This is a genomic window from Nonomuraea typhae, from assembly GCF_009760925.1.
GTDB classification, from domain to species: Bacteria; Actinomycetota; Actinomycetes; order Streptosporangiales; family Streptosporangiaceae; genus Nonomuraea; species Nonomuraea typhae.
Genome location: NZ_VRLV01000002.1, coordinates 502,937 through 525,068, shown reverse-complemented (window position 1 = coordinate 525,068; position 22,132 = coordinate 502,937). Strand labels below are relative to the sequence as shown.

Genomic DNA, 22,132 nt, shown 5'->3' with positions numbered 1-22,132 from the left:
TTGTCGGGCGTGCGCGTCGCCGGGTCTGACTGAACCGGGGTCGCAAGGCATGCGTATCTCCGCGCATGACGACATTTACGCGTCTGATGGCTTGCGGGCTCTTCGTCGTGCTGGCTGCGGCCTGCTCGCCCGGCGGCGGTGGCGGGTCCGGCGGGTACGTGGCCGCGGCCGGGAACGTCAAGCCCGTGGCGCTCACCGTCGAGCAGCTCGCCGCCAAGGTCGGCTGCCGGCCCAAGATCCAGATCGATGCCGCGGAACTCCGCCAGGGCCACTGCAAGACCCGGGACGGCGAGTTCTTCATCACCACCTTCTCCACCGAGGCCGGCAAGGACGCCTGGATGGACACCGCCCCCGAGTACAACCCGCATCTGGTCGGCTACCTCTGGACCGCGCTGTCCACCCGCAAGGTGCTCGACAAGATCCGGGTACGGCTGAACGGCGACCTCCATCTCAAAGACCACCGGACCAAGACGCCCACCCCGTCACCCTGACGTCCACCGGGCCGGTGTGGCGGCACCGGCCCTGTGGTGGCTCACCTGACCAGGTAGTACTGGGCGAGGATCTGGCCAGGGGTGGCGATCCGGTCAAGGAACATGAGGCTGTCCATCCGGCAGTTGCAGGGATTGTTCTCGCGGGTGTTCTGCGGGTAGCTGCCGCCGATCTTGATCCCGCGCGGGTCGCTGGGCGAGGCCAGATCGGGCTCGGGCGGGCCCTCGACCGTCCAGGGGTCGCCGGTCAGGGTGTAGAAGCCGTCCAGCGGGCGGCCGTTCCTGTACAGGCGCATCGCGGCGGTGTCGTAGTCGAACGTGGCCGCCAGGAACACCCACTCGTTCTGCGGGAGAATCTCCTGCCACGGCCGGCTTGCCGCGAACGTCTGCGAACTGGCCCCGTCCACCCGCCGGCCCAGCGCGACCACGCGCATCTCGCCGTTGACCGTGATCAGCTCCAGCAGCGCCCGCACGTCGTGCCCCTGCGAGGTGCCGCTGAGGATCCCGGCCAGGCCGATCGCGCCGTAGAAGTCGTCCGGATTGGCGGAGTTGGAGTTCGGGCTCGGGTTCTGGCCGGTCATCTTGAACCAGCCCATGATCGTGACGCCGCGCACCCCGTTGAAGGCGCGCAGCGACGGGACGCCGGTGGGGGAGTAGACGCCCGCCTTCCAGTCGTCGTTGCCCGCCGTCGCCGGGCTGACCTGCTGGACCTGGAGTGCGGTACGGCTGCCGCGGTGCGCGCGGTCGGGTACCCGCATGGCGGGGCCGCCGTTGATCAGCGTGAGGCCGGTGCCGGAGCGGCCCTGGTCGCGCTCGGTGGCGGGGTTGGCGGGGTCCGGGTGCTCGAAGTCGTAGTGGGCGATCAGATGACGACGCAACCCAGGCAGAACCACGGGCCACCCCCAGCCCCGGACCCCGATCTGCTCCGCCCCGGCCTGGGCCGCTTCGGGTTGGGCCGCTTCGGGTTGGTCTGCCCCGGCTTGGTCTGCCCCGGCTTGGTCTGCCCCGGCCGGTGCCGCTTCGGCTTCGTCTGCCTTGGGTTGGTGTGCTTCGGTGTTGCCCGCCCGGGCTGGGCTTGCCTTGGCAGGGTCCGCCTCGGCCTGGGCCGCCCCTGTTCTTGCGGGGTCGGCGTTCGCGGTAGCCGTACCGGTGAGGGAGATGGCGAGGAGTAGTGCGGTCAGAGCGGACAGATGTCGAAATTTCATGACCCGAACTCCCACCTCGCCCCGGTGATCTTCCAGATCTTGCCGTTCGCCTTCGACAGCACGTACAGCTCACCGTTGCCGTCGCGGCCGAACCGCAGGTCGACGCGGTTGTGCCCGGCCAGATCCTTCATGGTCACCAGCTGACCGGTCGCCTTGTCGCGCAGCTTCGGCTCGTACATGACCGCGCGGTCCTGGCCCCGGCGCATCCGCGAGGCGTACGTGAACCAGATCCGCCCGTCCACGATGTCGCCGAACACGTACTTCCCGTACAGGAACGGCAGCCGCCAGCCGCGGTAGACCAGGCCGCCAACCACCGCGTGCCCGCTGTCGGCCGTGCACGAGTGACCGGGCGGCGGGTCGTGGTCGTAGGCGGCCACCGGGTAGGTGTAGCCGTATTGGGCGTCGTCCGCCGGAAGCGTGTAGAGCTTGCAGCGATCCTCCTTCTTGAACACGAACGACCCCTCGCGCACGCTCCAGCCGAAGTTGTCGCCCGCGCGCACGTCGTAGATCGCCTCGATCGCGTGCTCGCCGATGTGCCCCAGGAACATGCGGTTCGAGCCGCCCGGATCCCAGGAGAAACGGTGCGGGTCGCGCATGCCGTACGCGTAGATCTCGCCGAGCGCGCCGGGGCGGGAGACGAACGGGTTCGCGGCCGGGATGCCGTACTTGCCGTTCGCGCTGTTGGTCCCGGCCGGGTCGATCCGCAGGACCTTGCCCTGCGGCAGGCCCAGGTCCTGCGGGTAGGTCGTGCTCACGCCGCGCCCGCCGTCACCGGCCGCCACGTACAGCAGGCCGTAGTCGGGGTCGTGCCGCCGGGCCGTCGGGTTGAAGTCGATCTGCTGAATGCCGTGGATGTTGGTGCCGAAGCCGAGGCGCAGGATCTCGCGCCGCGTTCCCTGGAACGTGGCGGCCTTCGGGTCCGTCGCCGTCCACTCGTCGATCACGCCGTGGACGACGGAGTTCGGCTGCGGGGTGAGGTCCGGCGTCTTCGTGGTCAGCGCCGCCCCCGCCTCGGTGTGGACGGTGTAGAACTTCCCGTTCTTCGCGAACTCCGGATGGAACGCCACGAACCCGAAACCGCTCCCCAGGCCCCGCCCGGAGATGAAGTCCGGGGCGAAGGTGGCGCCCACATTCAGGTACTCCTGCCAGACACCCTTGTCACGCAGGTACAACGTGCCGTTGAGATCGTTCACGAACAACCGGCCGGAGCGGTCCGGCACCTGGCCCAGGTAGTTGATCCGGGCCCACCGCACCAGCCGCTGGTCGGTCGGGGCCGGCACCGGCTCCGTCTTCGGGAACTGGGCGAACTCCTCCAGCGTGAGCGTCAGCGCGGAGGGGGTCGGCTTCTCCGGGATCGGATCGTCGAGGGGGACATCGGGTTCGGCCACCGCCGGAGTCGTCACCAGAACGGTCACAAGCAGAGCGGCAGCCAGGGTCCGGAGGGGTTTCACGGTCATGGCATCACCAGAGGGTCGAAAGCGGGCGGAATTCAGTCTCGGGTCCTGTGGGCCCCTTGTTTCGGGTACGGCGGCGCCGGGCGGGAAGCCGGGCGCGGGAGCCTTGATCAGCAGGTGGGTGAAGGGGGCGGAGCTCTGAAGGCAGCTCGGAACTCGGCGTTCTTGACCCGGATGGACCGGGATGAGGGACTGTGGGGGTGGTTGTCGGCCGGGTGAGGCGGCGAAGCTTCCTGGTTGGCCGGGTGGGGTGGATCAGGGGTCTGGGTGGGTGGTGTCGTGGCCGGGGCCGCCGAGGAGCACGTCCGTGCCCCGCGTGCCGTACAGCTGATCGTCGCCCGATCCCCCGTTGATGACGTCGGAGTCCGCTCCGCCGTACAGCGAGTCGTCGCCGCGGCCCCCGGAGAGCACGTCCGTGCCGGCCTCGCCGTAGACCTGGTCGTTTCCGGCGCCGGTGAGCACCACGTCCCTGCCGTCGCCGCCGCAGACGACGTCGTCCCCGCCGAGCCCGGTCAGAAGGTCGTCGCCCGCGAGCCCGGAGATCACGTCGGCCTCGGGCGTGCCGGTGAGCACGTCACGCCCGTCCGTCCCCGTGACCGTGGACGCCGCGCCCGCGCAGACCGGGGTCCCGCGTAGCGTCATGTCCCGCATGCGGCCGATGTTGTCGAACGACCCGAATCCTGCACGCCCTGACCCGAGCGTCCGGTCGGTCGCGGTCATGAGCGGAGTCGTGGCCCCGTCCATGAACACGGCGATCTCCCCGGTGGCCGCGCAGTGCCGTACCCGGACCCGATGCCACTCCGCGTCGGTGACGGCAGGTGGCGCGCCGACCCGGCCGTTCCACTGATGGTCGAGCCTCAGCCGGTCCGCGTTGTTGACGACGAAGATCCCGTTGTGGGGGTAGATGGTGTTGTCCTGCGACAGATGCACGTAGTAGAACTGCGTGTCCGACCGATAGCCGAATACGATGATCACGTCACGGTTGCTGATGCTGGTGGGAGTGTCCAGTCGTACGGTGGCCTCGATCTCCACCGAAGCGAACTCTGGCCCCGCGGTAAGCACCGCGTACTCGAACGGCCGCCGCGGCCCCGGTCGCGCCACGCCCGCCTCCGCCAGAATGACCTGATCTCCCGGGAACCTCCACTTCGACGCTGTCACCGGCGCCCAGTTGCTCTTTGCGTTCACATTGCTGACCACCGCGCTCCCCGGGTCACACGCGGCGTGCCCGGGAGCACCAGCCGGTTCGTCGGCAACACCGGCGCCGGCGGGCACCGGTACTCCGAGCAAACCAGCGATGGCCAGGACCGATAAGCGCACACGAAGGGCCGACATCCGGATCCTCTCGGTCGAGTGATCGACGGTGTATTTAGTAAGCGCTTCCGAAAGCGCTTACGTTAGCCTCCGGCCGAAGCGTAACCCGCCAAAATCGGCTGTCAATCCTTCAACTCACTCACGTAGGGTCGGTGTTCATGACGTTGCCCGCCGACAGCCACGTGCACAGCGAATGGTCCTGGGACGCGCCGCTGGGCTCGATGGAACGCACCTGCGAACAGGCACTGGCGCTGGGCCTACCGGCGATCGCCTTCACCGAACACGTCGACCACACCATCTGGGCCGTCGCCGCCGCCCTCCCCCGAACCGCCCTTACCGGCTCTGACGTGCCTGGATCTGCCGCGCCTCGGGCTGGCGGCCTTGGTCCGGGTGGTCCTGGTCCGGGTGGTCCTGGTCTGGGTGGTCTTGACCCCGGTGACCCCGGTGACCCCGGTCTTGGTTCGGGTGGCCTTGACCCCGGTGGTCTTGGTCCGAGTGGCCTTGATTCGGGTGGTCTTGGCCTGGACGATCACCTTTTCAGCCTGATCACTCCGGACGGCCGCCTGACCCCGCCGCCCTTCGACCCCATCGGCTACCTGGAGGCGATCGAGCGCTGCCGTGACCGCTTCCCCGGCCTGCGGATCCTGAGCGGCATGGAGGTCGGCGAACCCCATTGGCACGCGGCGGCCGTCACGAAGCTGCTCGCCGGCGGGGGCTTCGACCGTGTGCTCGGCTCACTCCACTGCCTGCCGTACGGCGACGGCTTCGCCGAACCCCCGGGCCAGTACGCCCAACGGGACCCGGCCGACGTCGTCCGCGACTACCTGGCCGAGATCGCCAGGCTGGTCACGCAGAGCGACGCGTTCGCCGTGCTGGCCCACATCGACTACCCGCTCCGTTACTGGCCGGAGGAGAAGGCCGGGCCCTTCGACGTCCTGGCGTTCCAGGAGGAGTTCCGCCACGCGCTCCGCACGACCGCCCAGTCGGGCCGGGCACTCGAGATCAACACGTCCATCCCGCTGCACCCGGCCCTGCTGGGGTGGTGGCACGAGGAAGGCGGCCAAGCGGTGACGTTCGGCAGCGACGCCCACGAGCCCGCCCTCCTCGCCCGCCGCTTTCGCGAAGCCGCCGACATGGCCACGGCCCACGGCTTCCGCCCGGGCCGCACGCCGTACGACTTCTGGGGCCGCGAGGACTGAACCGCAGGTCTCGGGAGGGGCGCAGGAGCCCGGCGCGCTGGGGCCGCACGCCGTACGACTTCTGGGGCCGCGAGGACTGAACCGCAGGTCTCGGGAGGGGCACAGGAGCCCGGCGCACTGGTGGGCTCCGGGCCCGAAGAGGCTGGGCGCTCACTGCCGGGGCAGCAGGCCGTTCAGTACGAGGTCGGCCAGGGTATGGGGGAGGCCGTCGTCCAGAGGTTCGCCTGTTATGAGCGCCCGGCTGTGCAGGGGCGCGATGAGTGCTTCGAGAGCCGTGCGGGGATCGGCGCCGGCGGGTATCTCGCCGCGGGCGATGCCGCGTTCGATCATCTCCGCGGCCGCGTCGATGCGCGAGTTCCAGAACGTGGCCCGTGCGTGGGCAATGTCGGGGTCGTCGACGGGGAGCACCGCGACGCGGGCGAGCGCGGCGCCGAGCGGGTCGCCCAGGTAGGCCGCGACCGTGGCGGCGAAGGCGTGCAGGTCTTCGCGCACGGAACCGGAGCCGGGGATGGGGATGTGCCGGTCGCTGGCGGCCAGCATGGCGTCGACCAGGAGGTTCTCCCTGGTGCGCCAGCGCCGGTAGATGGAGGTCTCGTGCACGCCCGGCACCCGGGTCCTGGCCTTCGACCTGGCCGGCACCGGCGAAACCAGCCACATCCCGATGACCCACGACGGCGGCGCCGAGCTCATCGACGGCCTCATCGCCCACGCCCGCACGCTCGGCAACGGCCAGGTCGCCCACTTCGGCCTGTCCATGGGCGGCCACTACTCCGCCACCACCGGCCTGACCGGCTCCGTGGACGCCGCCGTCGACCTCGGCGGTCCCCTCGAAGCCGCCTTCACCGCGGGCCGCTCCTTCGCCCACGGCATGGAGGGCATCGTCGGCAACGCCCTCGGCTTCGACACCGTCCCCAGCCCCGACCAGGTCGCCGCCCGCTTCTCCGCCTTCACCCTGCGCCCCCTGCTCGACCGGGACGCCAACGCCCCGATGCTGGTCGTCAACGGCGCCGACGACGTCCACGTGCCCCAGCACGACACCCTCGTCTTCCGCGGCCGCCGCGACACCCGCGTCGAACTCATCGAAGGCACCGGCCACTGCGCCATCACCAAACTGGGCCAGGTCATGCCGATCATCTACGACTGGCTGAAGCAGGCGCTCAAGATCTGACCTCCGCATCCACGAATTGGTCAAAGCCTGACGTGCAACCAGCCTCAGGCTTTGACCGAGCCGCCTGGTAGATCACCCCCGAGCACATCGGCCGGGTGGTCGGCGATCTGGCTGCGGCAGGTCGCACCTCCTCCGCTCGGCGCGAGTGCTCGGTTGCACCCTGGGGTCCGAACTCGCGTCCAAGACCTGTCGTACCGATGAGTTTCGTGCGGACCCGTGGTCTATACGGCTGGACACACCGACAGCGGTGGGCCTGTGCTGGGAACGTCCCCGCGCGGGAGGAAGCATATGGAGGCAGTGATGAGTGTCGACGACTCCAAGCACGAGCACACCAGCCGTACCGGCGGGCAGGGGAGGCGGGTGAGCGGTCCCAGGGTGCTGGTGGCGGGGGCGAGCATCGCGGGACCCGCGCTGGCCCACTGGCTGCGCCGGTGGGGGGCCGAGGTGACCGTGGTGGAGCGGGCTCCCGAGCTGCGGCCCGGCGGGCAGGCGGTGGACGCGCGCGGGGTCGCCAGGGAGGTCATCGGGCGCATGGGGCTGGACGCGGCGGTGCGCGCGGCGTGCACCGACACCGCCGGCGCGCACACCGTGGACGCGGACGGGCACGTGCTGGAGAGCTTCCGTGCCGACGACGACGGTGGCGACGGGTACATCGCGGACATCGAGATCCTGCGCGGGGACCTGGCCCAGGTGCTCTACCACGACACCCGTGACGGCGTCGAGTACGTCTTCGGCGACCGGATCGCGGGGCTCGCCCAGGACGCGGACGGGGTCGACGTGGTCTTCGCGGGCGGCGACCGGCGCCGCTACGACCTGGTCGTCGGGGCCGACGGGGTGCACTCGGAGCTGCGAGCCATGGTTTTCGGGCCGCATGCGCGGTTCCTGCGCCACCTCGGGCACGTGCTGGCCTTCTACAGCGTTCCCAACGAGTTCGGGCTGGACCAGTGGCTGCTGGAGTACCAGGATCAGGAGTCCGGGCGCTCTGCCCTCCTGCGGCCCATCCAGGACGCCACCCGGGCGATGGCCATGTTCTACTTCGCGGCGGCCGACTTCGCCGTCGACTACCGTGACGTCGCGGCCCAGAAAGTTCTGCTGCGTGAGCGGATGGCGGGCCTGGGCTGGTTGACCCCGGACATCCTCGCGCACCTGGACGACACCCCGGACTTCTACCTCGACCAGGTCGCCCAGGTGGTGATGGACCGCTGGTCGAGTGGACGGGTGGGGCTGCTCGGGGACGCGGCGTTCAGCTCCTCGCCGATGTCGGGGCAGGGTACCGGGCTGGCGCTGGTCGGCGCCTATGTGCTGGCCGGAGAGCTGGCCGCCGCCGGATGGGAGCCCGACGCCGGGTTCGCCCGCTACGAGGCGCGGATGCGCTCGTTCGTCGAGGCCAACCAGGAGATCGGCCGGCTGAACGCCCGCAGCCGCGACGTCCCCGGGCCGGACGCCGAGCCGCGCCCCGATTTCGCCGGCGAATGGTTCGCCGAGCTGGTCGGGCGCGCGATCAACGGCATCGAGCTGCCCGACTACGCGGGGGTACCGGACGCCGCGGCCCCGGCCGGATCGCCGATCACCTCCTCGGCCAAGCCGTAGGCGTCACAGAATGTGTCGAGAGGGACCACACCTCGCGCACGGTGCGGCGGTGCACGCCGTACTTCTTGGGCCAGCGCCCACACCGACAGGCCTTGCAGGCGCGAGTCCCTGCGGATCGCCGCAAGTTGTTCCACCCTGCTCAGTGCCACACCTGCTCCTCGGTGCTCTCGGGCACACCGAGCGTCTCACCGCAACGGCAGGGGTGGGGCCGAGTCTCGCTGAACAGTAACCGCCCGGCTACACAGTGGGCCCACCCTCACTTGTCCTGTGACAGCGAACCTTAAGCAGCGACAGCGAAGTTTGAGCGGTCAGGGCGTCGTCCGGTTGTGGGCATAGGGCCTGTTCAGGCTGCGGCTGGCAGATCCTGCGATTCGTCCCGCTGGCCGGGCCACAGGTGCGTACACGGTCTAGCTCAGGTCGTCGTAAACGTCCCGGGCGACGGCGATGAGGGCCTTCGCCATCTTCTGCTCGCTGAGGCCGGCGCCGTTGTCGGTGGTGGCGGCCTGGTAGTGCCAATAGTGGACCATCAGGGAGGCATTGCCCCAGCTGGAGACGAGCACTCCCGTGGTCATGCTGAGGTTGGTTGCCGCCTCGGTGCCTGCCCTGTAGTAGAGGTGCGCCTTGTCGCCGATCCCGGCGACCGGGCGTTGGCTGGAGCCTGGACCGGAAGTCCCCTGGGCCGCCCTCGTCTGGTTCTCGGCGTAGGTGTCCAGGTTGAGCTTCAGGCCGACCTCGATGACGGCGTGGAACTTGCCCTTGCCGGCGATGTTCGCGGGCTTATAGCGCGGCCACCTCTCGAGGATGGGCTCGCCGTCACCGTTCTGGGTCTGGCGGTTGTCCTGGAGCGTAAGCGAGCAGGTCGTCGTGGGGGCGTACTTGGCGAGGGTCTCTCGGTCGAGGAGCTCGCACCCTTCGGGGACGGTGGTGAACTTCGTGGTCGACTTCGGGGCGGCCTGAGGGGTGCTGGGCGGAGACTCCTTGGTAGCGGCCGTACAGGCGCTCGCGACGAGCATGAGCACCGCTGCCACCAGTAACACGCGTTTCATAACAACCAGACGCTAGTGCCCGTCAAGACTGCCTGCCAACCGGGCCCTGGAGCGGCAGTGTGCGCATGGGTGGAAGGCAACGACGCCCTGACCGCTCAGGCTTCGCTGTCACAGGACACCCGGCCCGCCAGCCGCGGTCCCGCTCGGACCGGACCTGCCTGGCCGGGTGAACGAGCCACGCAGCGGAACCCTAGACACTCGCCGGAGACTTTACCGCCTCGTGAGGTGGACGCAGAGTGCCGCTCGGAAGCTGAGGGCCATTGCCCCAGTACCTCATCCGCTCAACCTTCGACGACAAACGCTCAAGGATGGGTGTCACAGGACATCACTCGCCGAGCGGGGCCAACAACCACTCATAGAACCAGCTGGCCGGCGGGCGGTTGCCACCCCCTTGCCGGTCAAGTGAACCGCTTGCCGTACCACCTGAGATGTCCTTGTGAGGGCGCTGCCCTGCGTGGACGCCCGCCGTACCGTCTGGAGGTCTACTCGCGCGGTGGGGCGGTGCTGGCGCGGGTGATGAGTTCGTGTGGGGTACGGCGGCGCCGCGGGCGGGAGACGGAGGGTTTGAGGACGAGTTCGAGTGCCTGGCGGCCCATGCTGATCATGGGGAGGCGGATGGTGGTGAGGGCGGGGTAGACGTCGGCGGCGGCGGGGATGTCGTCGAAGCCGGCCACCGAGATGTCGCCGGGGACGCGGTGGCCGGAGCCCAGGAGCCAGGACAGAGCGCCCACGGCCATGGGGTCGTTTAGGGCGATTATGGCGGTTATGTGGGGGTGTTGGGCGATCAGGGCGGCTGTGGCGGTGGCGCCGCCCTCTCTGGTGAAGTCACCGGGGATCACCGGGATGGAACCCCAGCTCAGGCCGGCGGCCTTGACGGCCATGCGGAGGCCGGCCAGGCGGTCTTCGACCGTGGTCAGGTTCGGCGGGCCCGACAGGACGCCGATGTGGCGGTGGCCGAGGGTCAGGAGGTGGCGCATCAGGGTGACGCCGCCGCTGAGGTTGTCGGGGAGGACGGCGTCCACGGGGAGGTGGTGGCGGCCGATCACGGCCACTCTGCCGCCGGCGGCGGTGAAGGAGCGGACTTCGGTGGCTATGTCGGTTTCGGTGCTGGGGTCGATGTAGCCGGATCCGGCCAGGACGATGGAATTGACGCGGTGTGCGCGCAGGGCCCGGATGCGGGCGAGTTCGGCGGTCGGGTCGCGTTCGGTCTGGCTGATCAGGGCCATGTAGCCGCGGGTCTCGGTTTCGCGGAGGACGCCTCGGGCTATCTCCGCGAAATAGGGGTCGCCCACGTCGTGGACGATCAGGCCGACGATCGTGGACTGGCCGCCTGCCAGGGCGCGGGCGTGCGTGTTGGGGACGTAGCCGATGCGGGTGGCGACCGCCTGCACGTGCGCGGCCACCACGGCGCTCACCCCCGCCGAGCCGGTCAGGGCGCGTGACGCGGTGGCCAGCGAAACCCCCGCGGCTCTGGCGACGTCGACGAGCCGGGGCGGAGCCGGACGATTGGCCATGGGCGCACGACCCCCTTGTCCGCGGCTGAAACACGTGCCATCGTAACCGAAAGCGCTTACGAAAGCGCTTGCGTACACCGGAGGACCGGGAAATGTCAGATGTGCGCAAGGCAGCATTAGTACTCGCATTATCGAGCTTGGTTATTTCCGCTTGTGCCAAGGCCGAGGATCGGCCCGCCGGCCAGGGCGGCGCCGCTCCCACCTCCGGACCGGTGAAGATCGGTATCTCGCTCCCGCTGACCGGTGACTTCGCCGAACCCGGCAAGGGCATCCAGGAGGGCTACAAGATCTGGGCCGAGCATGTGAACGCCAAGGGCGGCCTGCTCGGGCGCAAGGTCGAACTGATCTTCCGGGACGACGCCTCCGACCCCAACCGCGTCACCTCCGACTACGAGTCCCTCATCACCCAGGACAAGGTGAACCTCGTCTTCGGCCCCTTCTCCTCACGCCTGGTCATACCTGCGGGCAAGGTGGCCGAGTCGTACAACATGGTGTTCGTCGAGCCCGCCGGTGCCGCGAAGGAGGTCTTCGAGCAGGGCTTCAAGAAGCTGTTCTACGCGGCGCCCGCGATCGCCGGCGACCACTACAACTACCTGGCCGACTACATCACCAAACTCCCCCCGGATCAGCGTCCCAAGACCGCCGCCTACGCCAGCCTCGACGACCCGTTCGCGCAGGGCACCGCGTACGGCCTGCGCGACAAACTGGCCGCCGCCGGGATCAAGACGGTGGCCGACGAGGTGTACCCGCCGGAAACCACCGACTTCGCCCCCATCGCCGCCAAGATCGCCGCCGCCAAGCCGGACATCGTCGTCGGCGGCACCCAGTTCGAGGACTCGGTCGGGCTGGTCCGGGCGCTGCAGGAACTCAAGATCCAGCCCAAACTGGCCGCCTTCAGCACCGGCCCCACGCTGCCCGAGTTCCCCGCCGCGGTGAAGGGGGCCGCCGAGCACGTCATCTCCCCGGTCGGCTGGTCGGCCGGTTCCGGCTTCACCGGCAACGACGCCTTGGTCAAGAGCTACAAGGAGATGTTCGGCGGCGAAGCCAACGAGGACGCGGCCAACGGCTACACGGTCGGCCAGGTGGTCGAAGCCGCGGTGAACGCCGTCAAATGCGTCGAACCCACCAAGGACTGCCAGGACAAACTCGCCGACCACCTCCGCCAGTCCACGTTCGACACCGTCGTAGGGCCTCTCTCCTTCGATGACCAGGGGCGTCCCGAGCAGGCGCACATGATCCAGCAGTACGTGAACGGCAAGGTGGAGATCGTCCTGCCCGAGGGCTCGAAGGCGCAGACGGCCAAGCTCGTTTTCCCGAAGAAGGAGTGGTGACCATCCGCGTCCTTTCCGGTAGCTCCCGTCCGGGTACGGCCCGGCCGCCTCGGCCTCGGGGGGCGGGTTTGGGGTGGTGGGGTGATTTGCCGGTCCTTGTGGGGCGGGCGGGTGCGCTGGCTCGGGGTGGAGGGTTGGGTGGTCTGGCGCTCGAGCCAGGCGCGCCCGCCCGGGGTCTGTCGGACCAGGCTCTGTCGGACCAGGGTCTGTCAGGCTGGGGTCTGTCAGGCCAGGCTCTGTTAGGCCGGGGTCGGTCGGACCGGGGTCCGTCGTGCCGGGGTCCGTCGGACTGGGGTCCGTCGTGCCGGGGTCTGTCAGGCCGGGGTCTGTCGGATCAGGGTGGGTCAGACCAGGGTCTGTCGGACCGGGGTCCGTCGTGTCAGGACCGGTCAACCCAGGACCGGCAAACTCCGGACCGGTCAACTCAGATTCGGACGCGGTCAACGCAACCACGGGTGAGGCGGAAAGCCAGGCGGTGGCAGGGATGACGCTGCTTCTCCAGGGACTGGTCCTGGGTGTCCTGACCGGCGGCCTCTACGCCCTCCTGGCCTCCGGGCTCTCCCTCTACTTCGGCGTCATGCGCGTCGTCATGGTCGCCCACCCCGCCTTCCTCTTCCTGGCCGCCTACCTGACCTACACCCTGCACACCACCTTCGGCCTGGACCCGCTGCTGACCATCCCGTTCACCGTGCCGGTCTTCTTCGCCCTGGGCGTGCTGGTGCAGCGGCTGCTCATCGCCCGCCTGGCCGCGGACCAGGTGCAGATGATGTCGGTCCTCCTGACGTTCGGCCTGGCGCTGGCGATCGAGGGTCTCTTGGGCGCGATCTACACGGGTTCGTACAAGTCGGTGACCGTCGGCTACGACACGAGGAGCCTCACGCTGGGTTCGGTCAGCCTGCCGTACGACAAGATCATTGCGTTCGGGGTGGCGGGGCTGACGCTGGGGGTGTTGTTCGGGGTTCTGGTGAAGAGCCGGTTCGGGCAGGCGCTCCGGGCGACGATTCAGCACCGGGAGGCCGCCCGGCTTGTGGGGATCAGGACGGATCGGGTCACCGGGTACGGGTTCGGTGTCGGGCTGGCGACGGCGGCCGTCGGGGGTGGGGTGCTGGCGTTGATCACGCCGTTCTTCCCGGCCTCGCACTGGGCGTGGATCGGCAAGCTCATGGCGATCATCGTCGTGGGCGGGCTGGGCAGCGTGGTCGGGGCGGCGCTGGCGGCTGTGCTGCTGGGCGTGGTCGAGGGGCTGGTGCTGGTCACCGTCGACGCGACCTGGGCAACGCTCATGTTCTACGCCTTCCTCTTCGTCACCCTGCTCCTGCGTCCGCAGGGGTTCTTCGGAGGCCGGCTTGCGCACCGTTTCTAGATTTCTGCAAGGTGTCCGCGCGCCGGTCGTGGCCAGGGTGCTGCTGGTCGTCGGTACGGCGGGCGTCCTGGCCTACCCCTGGCTGGTGCCGAACTACTACCTGGTCTACGCGGGCGTGCTGACGATCATGTACGCGTCCATGGCCACGTCGTGGAACATTCTGGGCGGGTTCACCGGCTACGTCTCGCTGGGCCACTCGGCCTTCTTCGGGCTCGGGGCCTACGGGACAGGGCTGCTGGTGACGAGGGCGGGGGTGCCGTGGGTGGTGGCCCTTCTGGTCTCGGGGCTGCTGGTCACGGTGGCGGCGGCCGTCATCGGCGTGGCGGCGGTCCGGGTGCGCGGGGCGTCGTTCGTGATCGTGTCGATCGCGCTGGTGTCGGTGATGAACCTGCTCGTGCAGGGCTGGCGGTCGCTGACCGGCGGCGCGACCGGCCTTCAGGTGCCGTCGCCGTTCCCCGAACTGTCCCGGGGGCAGACGCATCTGGTGTTCTTCTACATCTTCCTGGCGTTGCTGGCGGCGGTGCTCGGGACGTGGTGGTTCGTGTCGCGGTCGCGGTTCGGCGGCGGGCTCAGGGCGATCCGTGAGGATGAGGACAAGGCGGAGATGCTGGGCGTGCCGACGGCGGCGTTCAAGGTGGCGGCGTTCGCGTTGTCGGCGTTGTTCGTGGCGCTGGCGGGCGGGCTCTACTCCGTGTGGTTCGGCTCGCTCGACCCGATCTTCGTCTTCTCGATCGTCAGCGGCGCCTACATGGTGCTGATGAGCCTGCTGGGCGGGGTGCGGCATCTGTTCGGGCCGCTGCTGGGCGCGCTGATCATCACTCCGGCGGGGGAGTACTTCCTCATCGCGCTGGGGGAGACGCAGATCCACCTCACCGCGACGGGTGTCCTGCTCGTGCTGGTCGTGCTGTTCATGCCGGAGGGCATCGTCCCCAGGGTGGCCGGACGGCCGGAAGGGGCCTCGATCAGGGAGGACAGCGCCGAGCAACGGCTTCAGGAGGTGAAGGGGTGAGCCTCAGGACGGAGGGGCTGGCGAAGGCGTTCGGCGGGGTGACGGCGGTCCGGGACGCCACCGTGGAGATCGCCGACGGGAAGATCAACGGGCTGATCGGGCCGAACGGCTCCGGCAAGACGACCTTCTTCAACCTGGTCACCGGGCTGATCCGGCCGGACGCGGGGCGGGTGCTCTACAAGGGCCGCGAGATCACCGGCTGGTCGCCGCACCGCATCGCGCACGCGGGGCTGGGCCGTACCTTCCAGTTGTGCCGGATATTTCCGCGCATGACGGTGATGGAGAACATGCTGGTGGCGGTCCGCCGTACCCGGCTGCGCGAACTGCTGGCGGGCAGCCGCGACGCGGCGGAGGTCGAGCGCGCCCGCCGCTGGCTGCGGCGCATGGGCATCGAGCACCTGGAACACGCCGAGGCCCGGCATGTGTCGTACGGCCAGCAAAAGCTCCTCGAACTTGCCGCGATCTTCATGGGCGAGCCCGACCTGGTGCTGCTCGACGAACCGGCGGGCGGAGTGAATCCGGCGCTGATCGACCGGATCGTCACGCTCGTCCGGGAGCTGAACGCGGAAGGCCGGACGTTCCTGGTCGTCGAGCACAACATGGACGTGGTCATGGGCATGTGCGACCACGTCGTGGTGTTCGACCGCGGTGGCCCGATCTGCGAGGGAAGTCCGGAGACGGTCCAGAGCGACCCCCGCGTGCTGGAGGCGTACCTAGGTGTCTGAGCCGATCCTCTCCCTCGACGACATCACCGCCGGGTACGGCAGAGCCGCGCTGGTCCTGCGTGGCCTGTCGGTCACGGTCGGGGCCGGGCAGGTCGTCTGCCTGGTGGGGCCGAACGGCGCGGGCAAGTCCACCGTGCTCAAGGTCGCCAGCGGCCTGCTGGCCCCGCGCTCGGGCCGTGTCCTGCTGGCCGGCGAGGACGTCACCCGCCGCTCGCCGCAGGCACTGCTCGAACGCGGCCTCGCTCACGTGCTGCAGGGCCACAGCGTCTTCCGTGAGATGACGGTCGCGGAGAATGTACGGCTGGGCGGCTACTCGGTGCGTGATCCGGCGCGGCTGCGCGAGCGGGTGGCGGCGGTGAAGGAGCTGTTCCCGGTGGTGGGCGAGCGGTGGGGGAGCATCGCCGGGCTGCTCTCGGGCGGGCAGCAGAAGCAGGTGGAGTTCGCTCGCGCGCTGATGCTGGAGCCGAAGGTGGTGTTGCTGGACGAGCCGTCCATGGGCCTGGACCCGAAGACCACCCAGACCGTCTTCGACCAGATCGACCTGATGCGCCGCACCGGGGTGGCCGTGTTGCTGGTCGAGCAGAACGCCCGGCGTGCGCTGGAGATGGCGGATGTGGGGTGCGTCCTCGATCTGGGCACCGTGCACATCTCCGGGCCCGCTCGCGAACTGGCGGCCGATCCGCGGCTCGGGGCGCTGTATCTGGGCGGAACCGCAGCTCGCAGGCAAGCGTGACAGGATGTGCGGATGGCTCCGAAGGACTGGAAGCGCAAAGAGAACTGGCTGGACCAGGACAACCTCATCTATGGCGGGTTCATCGCCATAGGCATTGTTCTGGTGCAGCCGTTTCTCACGGTGAGCGACCTGGACGCCGCGGCGCTCGTCTGCGTGCTGTCCTTCTCGGTGGCCATCCCGCTGCTGGCCGTCCTCACCATGATCAACCAGTTGCGCAAGACCCACCAGTTCCTGGGCTCGACGCCGCTGATCAACTTCGCCAAGGGGCTGGGGCAGGCGGCCTCGGTCGTCGGGGTGGTCGCGGCGTTCTGGCACATGTCGTGGATCGCGGGCGTGGTGCTCCTGGTCAGCGGCGGGTTCGCGGTGATCGCCTATGGCGGGTACTTCGCCATACTGCCGCGGGAGATGGGCGGCGAAGGGATCCAGACCGGCGAGGACGCCATCGACCAGTACGAGGCGGCGCGGGCCGACCCCCACCTGGAGGCCGCCCGCACGGCCGCGCACGAGTGGGCCGCCGCCGAGGCGGAGGCCGCCAAGCGGGAAGGCCCGAAGGCCGACTAGCCGGACCACGCCGAGTGGACCGGCTATATGCCCATAAATCCGGCAAGGCCCCGGCCAGGCACGACCCCGGCCGCGGCTGGCACCCTCAGGTCGCCGGCACGAGTACCCGCTTCCTGAACACCCAGTACGTCCACCCCTGGTACAGCAGGATGAACGGCAGCGTGATCAGCCCGATCCAGGTCATCATCGTCAACGTGTACGGCCCCGACGCTGCCGCCGCCAGCGTCAGCCCGGGCAGTGGCATCGGCGCGAGCTGGAGGAACACCGCGACCGAGGCCAGCACGATCCCCCCGGCCGTGGCCGCGAAGGCCCACCCTTCGCGCGCCCGCCAGATCAGCGCCACCGCGCCGGCCAGGGCGGCCACCGCGGCCAGCGCCGGCGCCGTCATCTCGAGGCGCGCCATGGCCAGCACGCTCACCGGTACGGCAACGGCCGCGACGGCCAGCGCCGCCTTCCGCGCGCGCCGCCGTACCGGGCCGTCGGTCCTGAGCGCGAGGAACACGGCGCCGTGCAGCGCGCACACCGCCAGCGAGAACACCCCGCCGGCCAGCGCGGCGGCGGCGCCGGCGAAGAGCATGTCCGCGAAGACCGCGCCCCAGAGGAACGCCGGCAGCGCGCTCCCCGCCACGATGCCCGCGTCGCACCAGAACGTGTTGTCCACCTTGCCCCGCCACTCCAGCCCCACGCCGCGCACGATCAGCCCGACCAGCACGAGCGCGACCGGCAGGTAGAAGGCGCTGAACATCCCGGCGTACCAGGCGGGGAAGGCGGCGAACATGGCGCCGACGGCGCTGATGAGCCAGACCTCGTTGCCGTCCCAGACGGGCCCGATGGTGTTGAGCGCCTGCCGTTGCTCGGCCGGGCCGCGGGAGACGAAGGGCGCCAGCATCCCGACGCCGAAGTCGAAGCCTTCGAGGACGAAGTAGCCGGTCCACAGGAAAGCGATGATCACGAACCAGAGTTCCATCATGGTCTGCTCCTCAGTACGCCAGCGCCGGTTCGGCCTGGAGCTCGACGCTCGCGGGCTCGTCGAGGCCCTTGCGCACGTGCTTGGTCAGGAGTACGGCCTCGGCCACGGCGAGCCCGCCGTACAGCAGCGTGAAGATCACGAGGGTGGTGGCCACTTCGGCGAGGCTGACGCCGGGTGAGACGCTGGCGGCGGTGAGGAGTTCGCCGGCGACCGTCCAGGGCTGGCGGCCGATCTCGCTGAGCAGCCATCCGGCGGTCACCGCCAGCAGCGGCAGCGGGAGCGCGAGCACCAGCGCCTTGGCGAACCAGTCGGGCAGGGGGCGCTTGCGGCGGGTCAGCCACAGGCCGAGGATCGACAGGCCGACGGTGGCCAGGCCGAAGCCGATCATGACGCGGAACGACCAGAACACGATCGGCTGGTTGGGCCGGTAGTCGCCGGGGCCGAACTGCTGCTCGAAACGTTTTTGCAGATCCTCGGTGCCGGCGACGACGGCGTCCGGGTCGTGGTCCGACAGGAGGCTGAGCAGCTTCGGCACCTCCACGCCGGGAACGATCGAGAACGCGGCGCCGGCGGTGTCGTGCGGCAGCCCTTCGGCGGCGGCCAGCTTCATCGGCTGCTGCTCGTACAGGAGCCTGGCCGACGAGTCGCCGGTGCCGGCGACGACGGCGCCCGCGAGCGCGGTCATGAGCAGGGCCGCGCGGGCGGTGCCGCGCCACATGTCGTCGCGGTCCTTGAGCCAGCGGTAGCCGCAGACGGCCAGGACGAACCCGCCGGCCACGATGAACGCCGAGGCGATCACGTGCGGGACCTGGGCGAGCGCGGTCGAGTTGGTGAGCACGGCCCACAGGTCGGTCATCCTGGCCTTGCCGTTCTCGACGACGTAGCCGACCGGGTTCTTCATCCAGGCGTTGGCGGCCAGGATGAAGTAGGCCGACAGGTTCGAGCCGATGGCCGCGGCCCAGATGGTCGCCAGGTGCACCTTCTTCGGCAGCCGGTCCCAGCCGAAGATCCACAGGCCGAGGAAGGTCGACTCCATGAAGAAGGCCAGCAGCGCCTCCATGGCCAGCGGCGCTCCGAAGACGTCGCCGACGAAGATGGAGTACTCACTCCAGTTCATCCCGAACTGGAACTCCTGCACGATGCCGGTCACCACGCCCATGGCGAAGTTGATCAGGAAGAGCTTCCCGAAGAACTTCGTCAGCCGCAGGTAGTGCTCCTTGCCGGTGCGGTGCCACGCGGTCTGCAGCCCTGCCACGAATATGCCGAGGCCGATGGTCAGCGGTACGAAGAGGAAGTGGTACACGGTGGTGATCCCGAACTGCCAGCGCGCCAGATCTAGTGCGTCCATCGCTCCCTCACGAAACCCTTCACAGCGTCCGTTGCTCTACGGCCTGTAGTGCATCTACTTGTAGTAGTACTACAAGCTGTAGAGCAACGGGAGGCGAGGGCTCTGCGATCTTCCTCACATGCGGAAAAATCCGTACTGCGAACCCGGAAAAATGCGATGAGTTCCCGTGCCCGCCGGGGTCTCAATAGAGACAACGCTCACCGAGAAAGGCGCGGGACATGACCACCACCGAACTGGCCCAGGTGCTCTTCACCACCAGCCTGCAGCCGTCCGAGATCCTGACCTCCGACCGCGTGCGCCGCGTCATCGACGACCGCCTGTGCGCCTGCGGCGGCGACACCACCCAGTGCGCCGCCTACGTGGCGCAGGAGGCCGGCGACCACCCCGAGGCGTTCGCCGCGCGCATGCGCTGGGCCATCAGCATCGTCAACGCCGCCTACGCCGACTACCGGCTGGCCGCCTGAGAGGTGGCCGCCAGGTACGCCTGGAGGTCGCCGAGCTCGTACCCCCGCCGCTTGATCTTGTCGACCAGGATGCGGAAGTCCCTCGCCAGATGGGGACGGAAATGCAGCAAGAGGATGTCACCGGGGCGCAGCCTCTTGTCGGGAACCTGGTAAGCGATCTTGCCGCCGGGCTGTACGGTGGCCGTCCACAACAGGACATCCCGGATGCCGCACGCCTTCGCCGCGGCCAGGGTGTCACTGGTGTAGGTGCCGAACGGCGGCCGGAACAACGCGGGCCGGACGCCGATCCGCCGGGCGATCAGCCGGGAGGCGCCGCAGATCTCCGCCTTCTGGGCGTCGCGGCCGAGCAGACGCAGGTTGGGGTGGGTGAGCGTGTGGTTCTCCACGGCCACCCCCGCCGCGTTCAGCTCACGGAAGTAATCCCACTTGCCGGCGCCCACGAAGCGGCCCACGCCGCCGGCCGGGTCGGGCGTGCCCTTGGCCTCGACGGCGTCGCGCATCGCGAAGGCGGTGATCGGGATGCGCTGCTCGCGCACCTGCCGCACGAAGCCGGGGTCCTGCTCCCAGCCGTCGTCGATGGTCAGGAAGACCACCTTGCGCCGGGTCGGGATCGAACTGATCACCCGCGGGTACGGCCCGGGGATCCTGCCCACCTCCCCGCGGCGGGGCTTGACCCCGGCGGGTTCCGCGGGAGCGCTGCCGGAAGGCGAGGGCGTCGCCCGTTGCGGCGCCGGGGCCGGCGGTGCCGCCTGGCCCGCCGTGCACGCTGTGGTCAGCGCCGCCACCGTCACCGCCGCGCACACACGGCTCGTCCCCCTGGCCATGCCGACCCATCCTGCCAGCTCACCAGCGCGGGTGCGGCGCCTCGACGACGATCACACCGTGTTCTCGGCGTGAGTTGACATGCTGATGGGACGACCGGCTGCCTAAAGTGGCCGTGTGAAGGTCGCAGGCAGTGCCGTGATCGGCATCCAGAGAGATCGTGTGTGGGCCGCGCTCCAGGACCCGGCGGTGCTCGTGCGCACCATCCCGGGCTGCGAGCGCCTGGAGGAGAGCGGGCCGGACACCTATCGCATGACGGTCAACGCCGGCGTGGCCGCCATCAAAGGCGTCTACCACGGCGAAGTGGGGCTTTCCCAGCCGCACGCACCGGAGAGCTTCGTGCTGCGCGCCCGAGGGCAGGGCGCGCCGGGCACGGTCGAGGCCACCGTTCAGGTACGGCTGAGCGAGGTCGATACGGGCACCCGGGTGGACTACGACGCCGAGGCCGTGGTCGGCGGCATGATCGGCGGCGTCGGGCAGCGCATGCTGGGCTCGGTGGCCAAGCGCACCGCGGGCCAGTTCTTCTCGGCGGTGGAGCGGCACCTGCTCAACGGCACAGAAACGACCGCCGGCCTCGCACCGCCCCCGGCCGCCGGTACGTCACCCGCCGCCGCGGGCGCGGCATCCGCTGTCCCCGGTACGGCTCCCGCCGGCTCGGGCGCGGCATCCGCCATCTCCGGTACGGCTGCCGCCGGGGTCTATGAGCGGCCCCCCAGACGGCCCGCCGAGGCCCGGCCCTGGGTGATGCTGGCCTCGTTCGGCATGGGCGCGGGCATCGCGCTGACCGGTGTCGCGATCGGCTGGTTCCTCAGCCGGGCGGCGCGCCGCTGACGCCGGTGCCGGGGGGCGGCCCGCCGTACCCTCTGGGCGGGTCTGGGACCACTCGCGGAAAAGGATCTCCCGGCGTAGCGTTGCAAGTATGCGCCAGGCACATGCTGAAGATGCCAGAACCGAGGCCAGGCGGGTTGTCCGCAACCTGCTCGGCGAGGAGCGCCCGACCGCCGAACTGCTCATCGGCGACGCGGTGCCCGTACTCGGCCATGAGCGCGCCGGCCGCTGTCTGGATCTGGCGCTCGGCGCCTCGCTGACCCGTCGCTCGGCCGAGCTGGCGGCCATCGCCGCGCTGCTCGTCGGTACCCGTGAACTGGGCGAGGAGTGGTGGGCGCGCACCCGCGGCGGCAAGCTGCCCGCCCCCGACGAGGTGCTGCGCACGGCTGTCGCCATCGAGCCCTGGACCGATCTCACCGCGCTGGAGATGATCGCCGCCTGGATCGCCGACGACGCCGCCGACCAGCTCTGGGGCCGTCCGGTCGCCGAGGTGGACCTCAACTCCTGGCAGGCCGAGGACCGCTTCGAGCTGCCCTCCGGCGTCAAGCCCGGCCAGCGGCTCGTGGTGCACTTCGACGCGGGCGGGCGCCTGGACGCGGTGGTGACCCGGCGCCCCGACGACGACCTCGGGTCCAACCTCGACTTCCACTCGCTGCGCTACTCCCGGCCCGCCGAGGCGCAGTGGAGCTGGGGTGTGGCCGCCGGGCTCGGCCCGCACCGGTTGCCCGGCGAGGATCCCGACCCTTACGCCCGCGAGGTGGACAAACGGGCCGTGGGCATTCTGCGCTCGTGGGCGCTGCGGCACGGCGCCGGCCAGGAGCAGCTGGGCGAGCAGTGGCGGACGGTCGGCGACGTGGTCGCCGCCATCGAGCGGGTCGACTGGATGTGGCGCTCGGCCGAGTGGTTCGGCTGGTGGCGCGGGGCGTCGGCGCTGGTGGACGACTCCGGTTACCTGCCGTTCCGGCTGGAGGAGCTGGCCGCGGGGTGATCTGGAATGCCGGGG

General features: G+C 69.8%; 22 protein-coding genes. 13 read left to right on the top strand and 9 right to left on the bottom strand.

Features of this window, described 5'->3' with window-relative positions; translation table 11 throughout:
• Positions 1-86 precede the first annotated feature (86 nt).
• Positions 87-491, top strand: coding sequence for a hypothetical protein (locus FVE25_RS08910; protein WP_246266809.1), 405 nt, complete (start codon positions 87-89; stop codon positions 489-491).
• A 41-nt stretch (positions 492-532) separates the two neighbouring features.
• Here the strand turns inward: FVE25_RS08910 and FVE25_RS08905 are convergent, their stop codons facing one another.
• From FVE25_RS08905 to FVE25_RS08895, 3 genes are all read right to left on the bottom strand, one after another.
• The gene (locus FVE25_RS08905; protein ID WP_181019508.1) at positions 533-1,366 is read right to left on the bottom strand and encodes a LamG domain-containing protein; all 834 of its coding nucleotides are present in this window, start codon (positions 1,364-1,366) and stop codon (positions 533-535) included.
• A gap of 323 nt (positions 1,367-1,689) precedes the next feature.
• Complete coding sequence (locus FVE25_RS08900) at positions 1,690-3,150, bottom strand: PQQ-dependent sugar dehydrogenase (RefSeq protein ID WP_157245943.1); 1,461 nt, start codon at positions 3,148-3,150, stop codon at positions 1,690-1,692.
• Positions 3,151-3,402: 252 nt separating this feature from the next.
• The gene (locus tag FVE25_RS08895) at positions 3,403-4,179 is read right to left on the bottom strand and encodes a calcium-binding protein (protein ID WP_219825398.1); all 777 of its coding nucleotides are present in this window, start codon (positions 4,177-4,179) and stop codon (positions 3,403-3,405) included.
• Positions 4,180-4,616: 437 nt separating this feature from the next.
• Between FVE25_RS08895 and FVE25_RS08890 the strand changes: the two genes are divergently transcribed.
• Positions 4,617-5,657, top strand: a complete 1,041-nt coding sequence (locus tag FVE25_RS08890; RefSeq protein WP_157245941.1) for a PHP domain-containing protein — start codon at positions 4,617-4,619, stop codon at positions 5,655-5,657.
• Positions 5,658-5,807: 150 nt separating this feature from the next.
• On the opposite strand, the gene FVE25_RS08885 is transcribed toward FVE25_RS08890, so the two are convergent.
• Positions 5,808-6,257, bottom strand: a complete 450-nt coding sequence (locus FVE25_RS08885; protein WP_219825397.1) for a TetR-like C-terminal domain-containing protein — start codon at positions 6,255-6,257, stop codon at positions 5,808-5,810.
• Between FVE25_RS08885 and FVE25_RS08880 the strand changes: the two genes are divergently transcribed.
• Both FVE25_RS08880 and FVE25_RS08875 read left to right on the top strand, forming a co-directional pair.
• A complete protein-coding gene (locus FVE25_RS08880) occupies positions 6,241-6,825 on the top strand; it encodes an alpha/beta fold hydrolase (protein WP_181019553.1) in 585 nt (194 codons plus the stop codon). The two genes, FVE25_RS08885 and FVE25_RS08880, sit on opposite strands and share 17 nt — an antisense overlap.
• A gap of 300 nt (positions 6,826-7,125) precedes the next feature.
• Positions 7,126-8,415, top strand: a complete 1,290-nt coding sequence (locus FVE25_RS08875) for an FAD-dependent monooxygenase (protein WP_219825396.1) — start codon at positions 7,126-7,128, stop codon at positions 8,413-8,415.
• Between the two features lie 407 nt (positions 8,416-8,822).
• Here the strand turns inward: FVE25_RS08875 and FVE25_RS08870 are convergent, their stop codons facing one another.
• Positions 8,823-9,461 (bottom strand): hypothetical protein, encoded by a 639-nt coding sequence (locus FVE25_RS08870; RefSeq protein WP_157245938.1) that lies wholly within the window; start codon positions 9,459-9,461, stop codon positions 8,823-8,825.
• Between the two features lie 482 nt (positions 9,462-9,943).
• A complete protein-coding gene (locus FVE25_RS08865; RefSeq protein WP_157245937.1) occupies positions 9,944-10,975 on the bottom strand; it encodes a LacI family DNA-binding transcriptional regulator in 1,032 nt (343 codons plus the stop codon).
• A 212-nt stretch (positions 10,976-11,187) separates the two neighbouring features.
• On the opposite strand from FVE25_RS08865, the gene FVE25_RS08860 reads away from it, so the two are divergent.
• The 6 genes from FVE25_RS08860 (at position 11,188) to FVE25_RS08835 (ending at position 16,697) form a co-directional block, all read left to right on the top strand.
• Positions 11,188-12,306 (top strand): amino acid ABC transporter substrate-binding protein, encoded by a 1,119-nt coding sequence (locus FVE25_RS08860; protein ID WP_219825395.1) that lies wholly within the window; start codon positions 11,188-11,190, stop codon positions 12,304-12,306.
• Between the two features lie 484 nt (positions 12,307-12,790).
• The gene (locus tag FVE25_RS08855) at positions 12,791-13,669 is read left to right on the top strand and encodes a branched-chain amino acid ABC transporter permease (protein WP_181019507.1); all 879 of its coding nucleotides are present in this window, start codon (positions 12,791-12,793) and stop codon (positions 13,667-13,669) included.
• 28 nt (positions 13,670-13,697) lie between these two features.
• Positions 13,698-14,678 (top strand): branched-chain amino acid ABC transporter permease, encoded by a 981-nt coding sequence (locus tag FVE25_RS08850; protein WP_219825394.1) that lies wholly within the window; start codon positions 13,698-13,700, stop codon positions 14,676-14,678.
• On the top strand, positions 14,675-15,403 hold the full coding sequence (locus FVE25_RS08845; RefSeq protein WP_157245934.1) for an ABC transporter ATP-binding protein: 729 nt from the start codon (positions 14,675-14,677) through the stop codon (positions 15,401-15,403). Before FVE25_RS08850 ends, FVE25_RS08845 begins: the two co-directional genes overlap by 4 nt.
• On the top strand, positions 15,396-16,136 hold the full coding sequence (locus FVE25_RS08840; protein ID WP_157245933.1) for an ABC transporter ATP-binding protein: 741 nt from the start codon (positions 15,396-15,398) through the stop codon (positions 16,134-16,136). Before FVE25_RS08845 ends, FVE25_RS08840 begins: the two co-directional genes overlap by 8 nt.
• Before the next feature lie 12 nt (positions 16,137-16,148).
• The gene (locus FVE25_RS08835; RefSeq protein WP_157245932.1) at positions 16,149-16,697 is read left to right on the top strand and encodes a hypothetical protein; all 549 of its coding nucleotides are present in this window, start codon (positions 16,149-16,151) and stop codon (positions 16,695-16,697) included.
• A gap of 85 nt (positions 16,698-16,782) precedes the next feature.
• On the opposite strand, the gene cydB is transcribed toward FVE25_RS08835, so the two are convergent.
• Positions 16,783-17,667: a cytochrome d ubiquinol oxidase subunit II gene (gene cydB, locus FVE25_RS08830; protein ID WP_157245931.1), complete on the bottom strand. Its 885-nt coding sequence runs from the start codon at positions 17,665-17,667 to the stop codon at positions 16,783-16,785.
• A gap of 10 nt (positions 17,668-17,677) precedes the next feature.
• Positions 17,678-19,015: a cytochrome ubiquinol oxidase subunit I gene (locus FVE25_RS08825; protein ID WP_157245930.1), complete on the bottom strand. Its 1,338-nt coding sequence runs from the start codon at positions 19,013-19,015 to the stop codon at positions 17,678-17,680.
• A 218-nt stretch (positions 19,016-19,233) separates the two neighbouring features.
• On the opposite strand from FVE25_RS08825, the gene FVE25_RS08820 reads away from it, so the two are divergent.
• On the top strand, positions 19,234-19,479 hold the full coding sequence (locus FVE25_RS08820) for a hypothetical protein (RefSeq protein ID WP_157245929.1): 246 nt from the start codon (positions 19,234-19,236) through the stop codon (positions 19,477-19,479).
• On the opposite strand, the gene FVE25_RS08815 is transcribed toward FVE25_RS08820, so the two are convergent.
• Positions 19,461-20,303, bottom strand: coding sequence for a polysaccharide deacetylase family protein (locus tag FVE25_RS08815; RefSeq protein WP_157245928.1), 843 nt, complete (start codon positions 20,301-20,303; stop codon positions 19,461-19,463). The two genes, FVE25_RS08820 and FVE25_RS08815, sit on opposite strands and share 19 nt — an antisense overlap.
• Positions 20,304-20,418: 115 nt before the next feature.
• On the opposite strand from FVE25_RS08815, the gene FVE25_RS08810 reads away from it, so the two are divergent.
• Both FVE25_RS08810 and FVE25_RS08805 read left to right on the top strand, forming a co-directional pair.
• Positions 20,419-21,132 (top strand): SRPBCC family protein, encoded by a 714-nt coding sequence (locus tag FVE25_RS08810; protein ID WP_157245927.1) that lies wholly within the window; start codon positions 20,419-20,421, stop codon positions 21,130-21,132.
• 88 nt (positions 21,133-21,220) lie between these two features.
• Complete coding sequence (locus FVE25_RS08805; protein ID WP_157245926.1) at positions 21,221-22,117, top strand: hypothetical protein; 897 nt, start codon at positions 21,221-21,223, stop codon at positions 22,115-22,117.
• Positions 22,118-22,132: the final 15 nt, after the last annotated feature.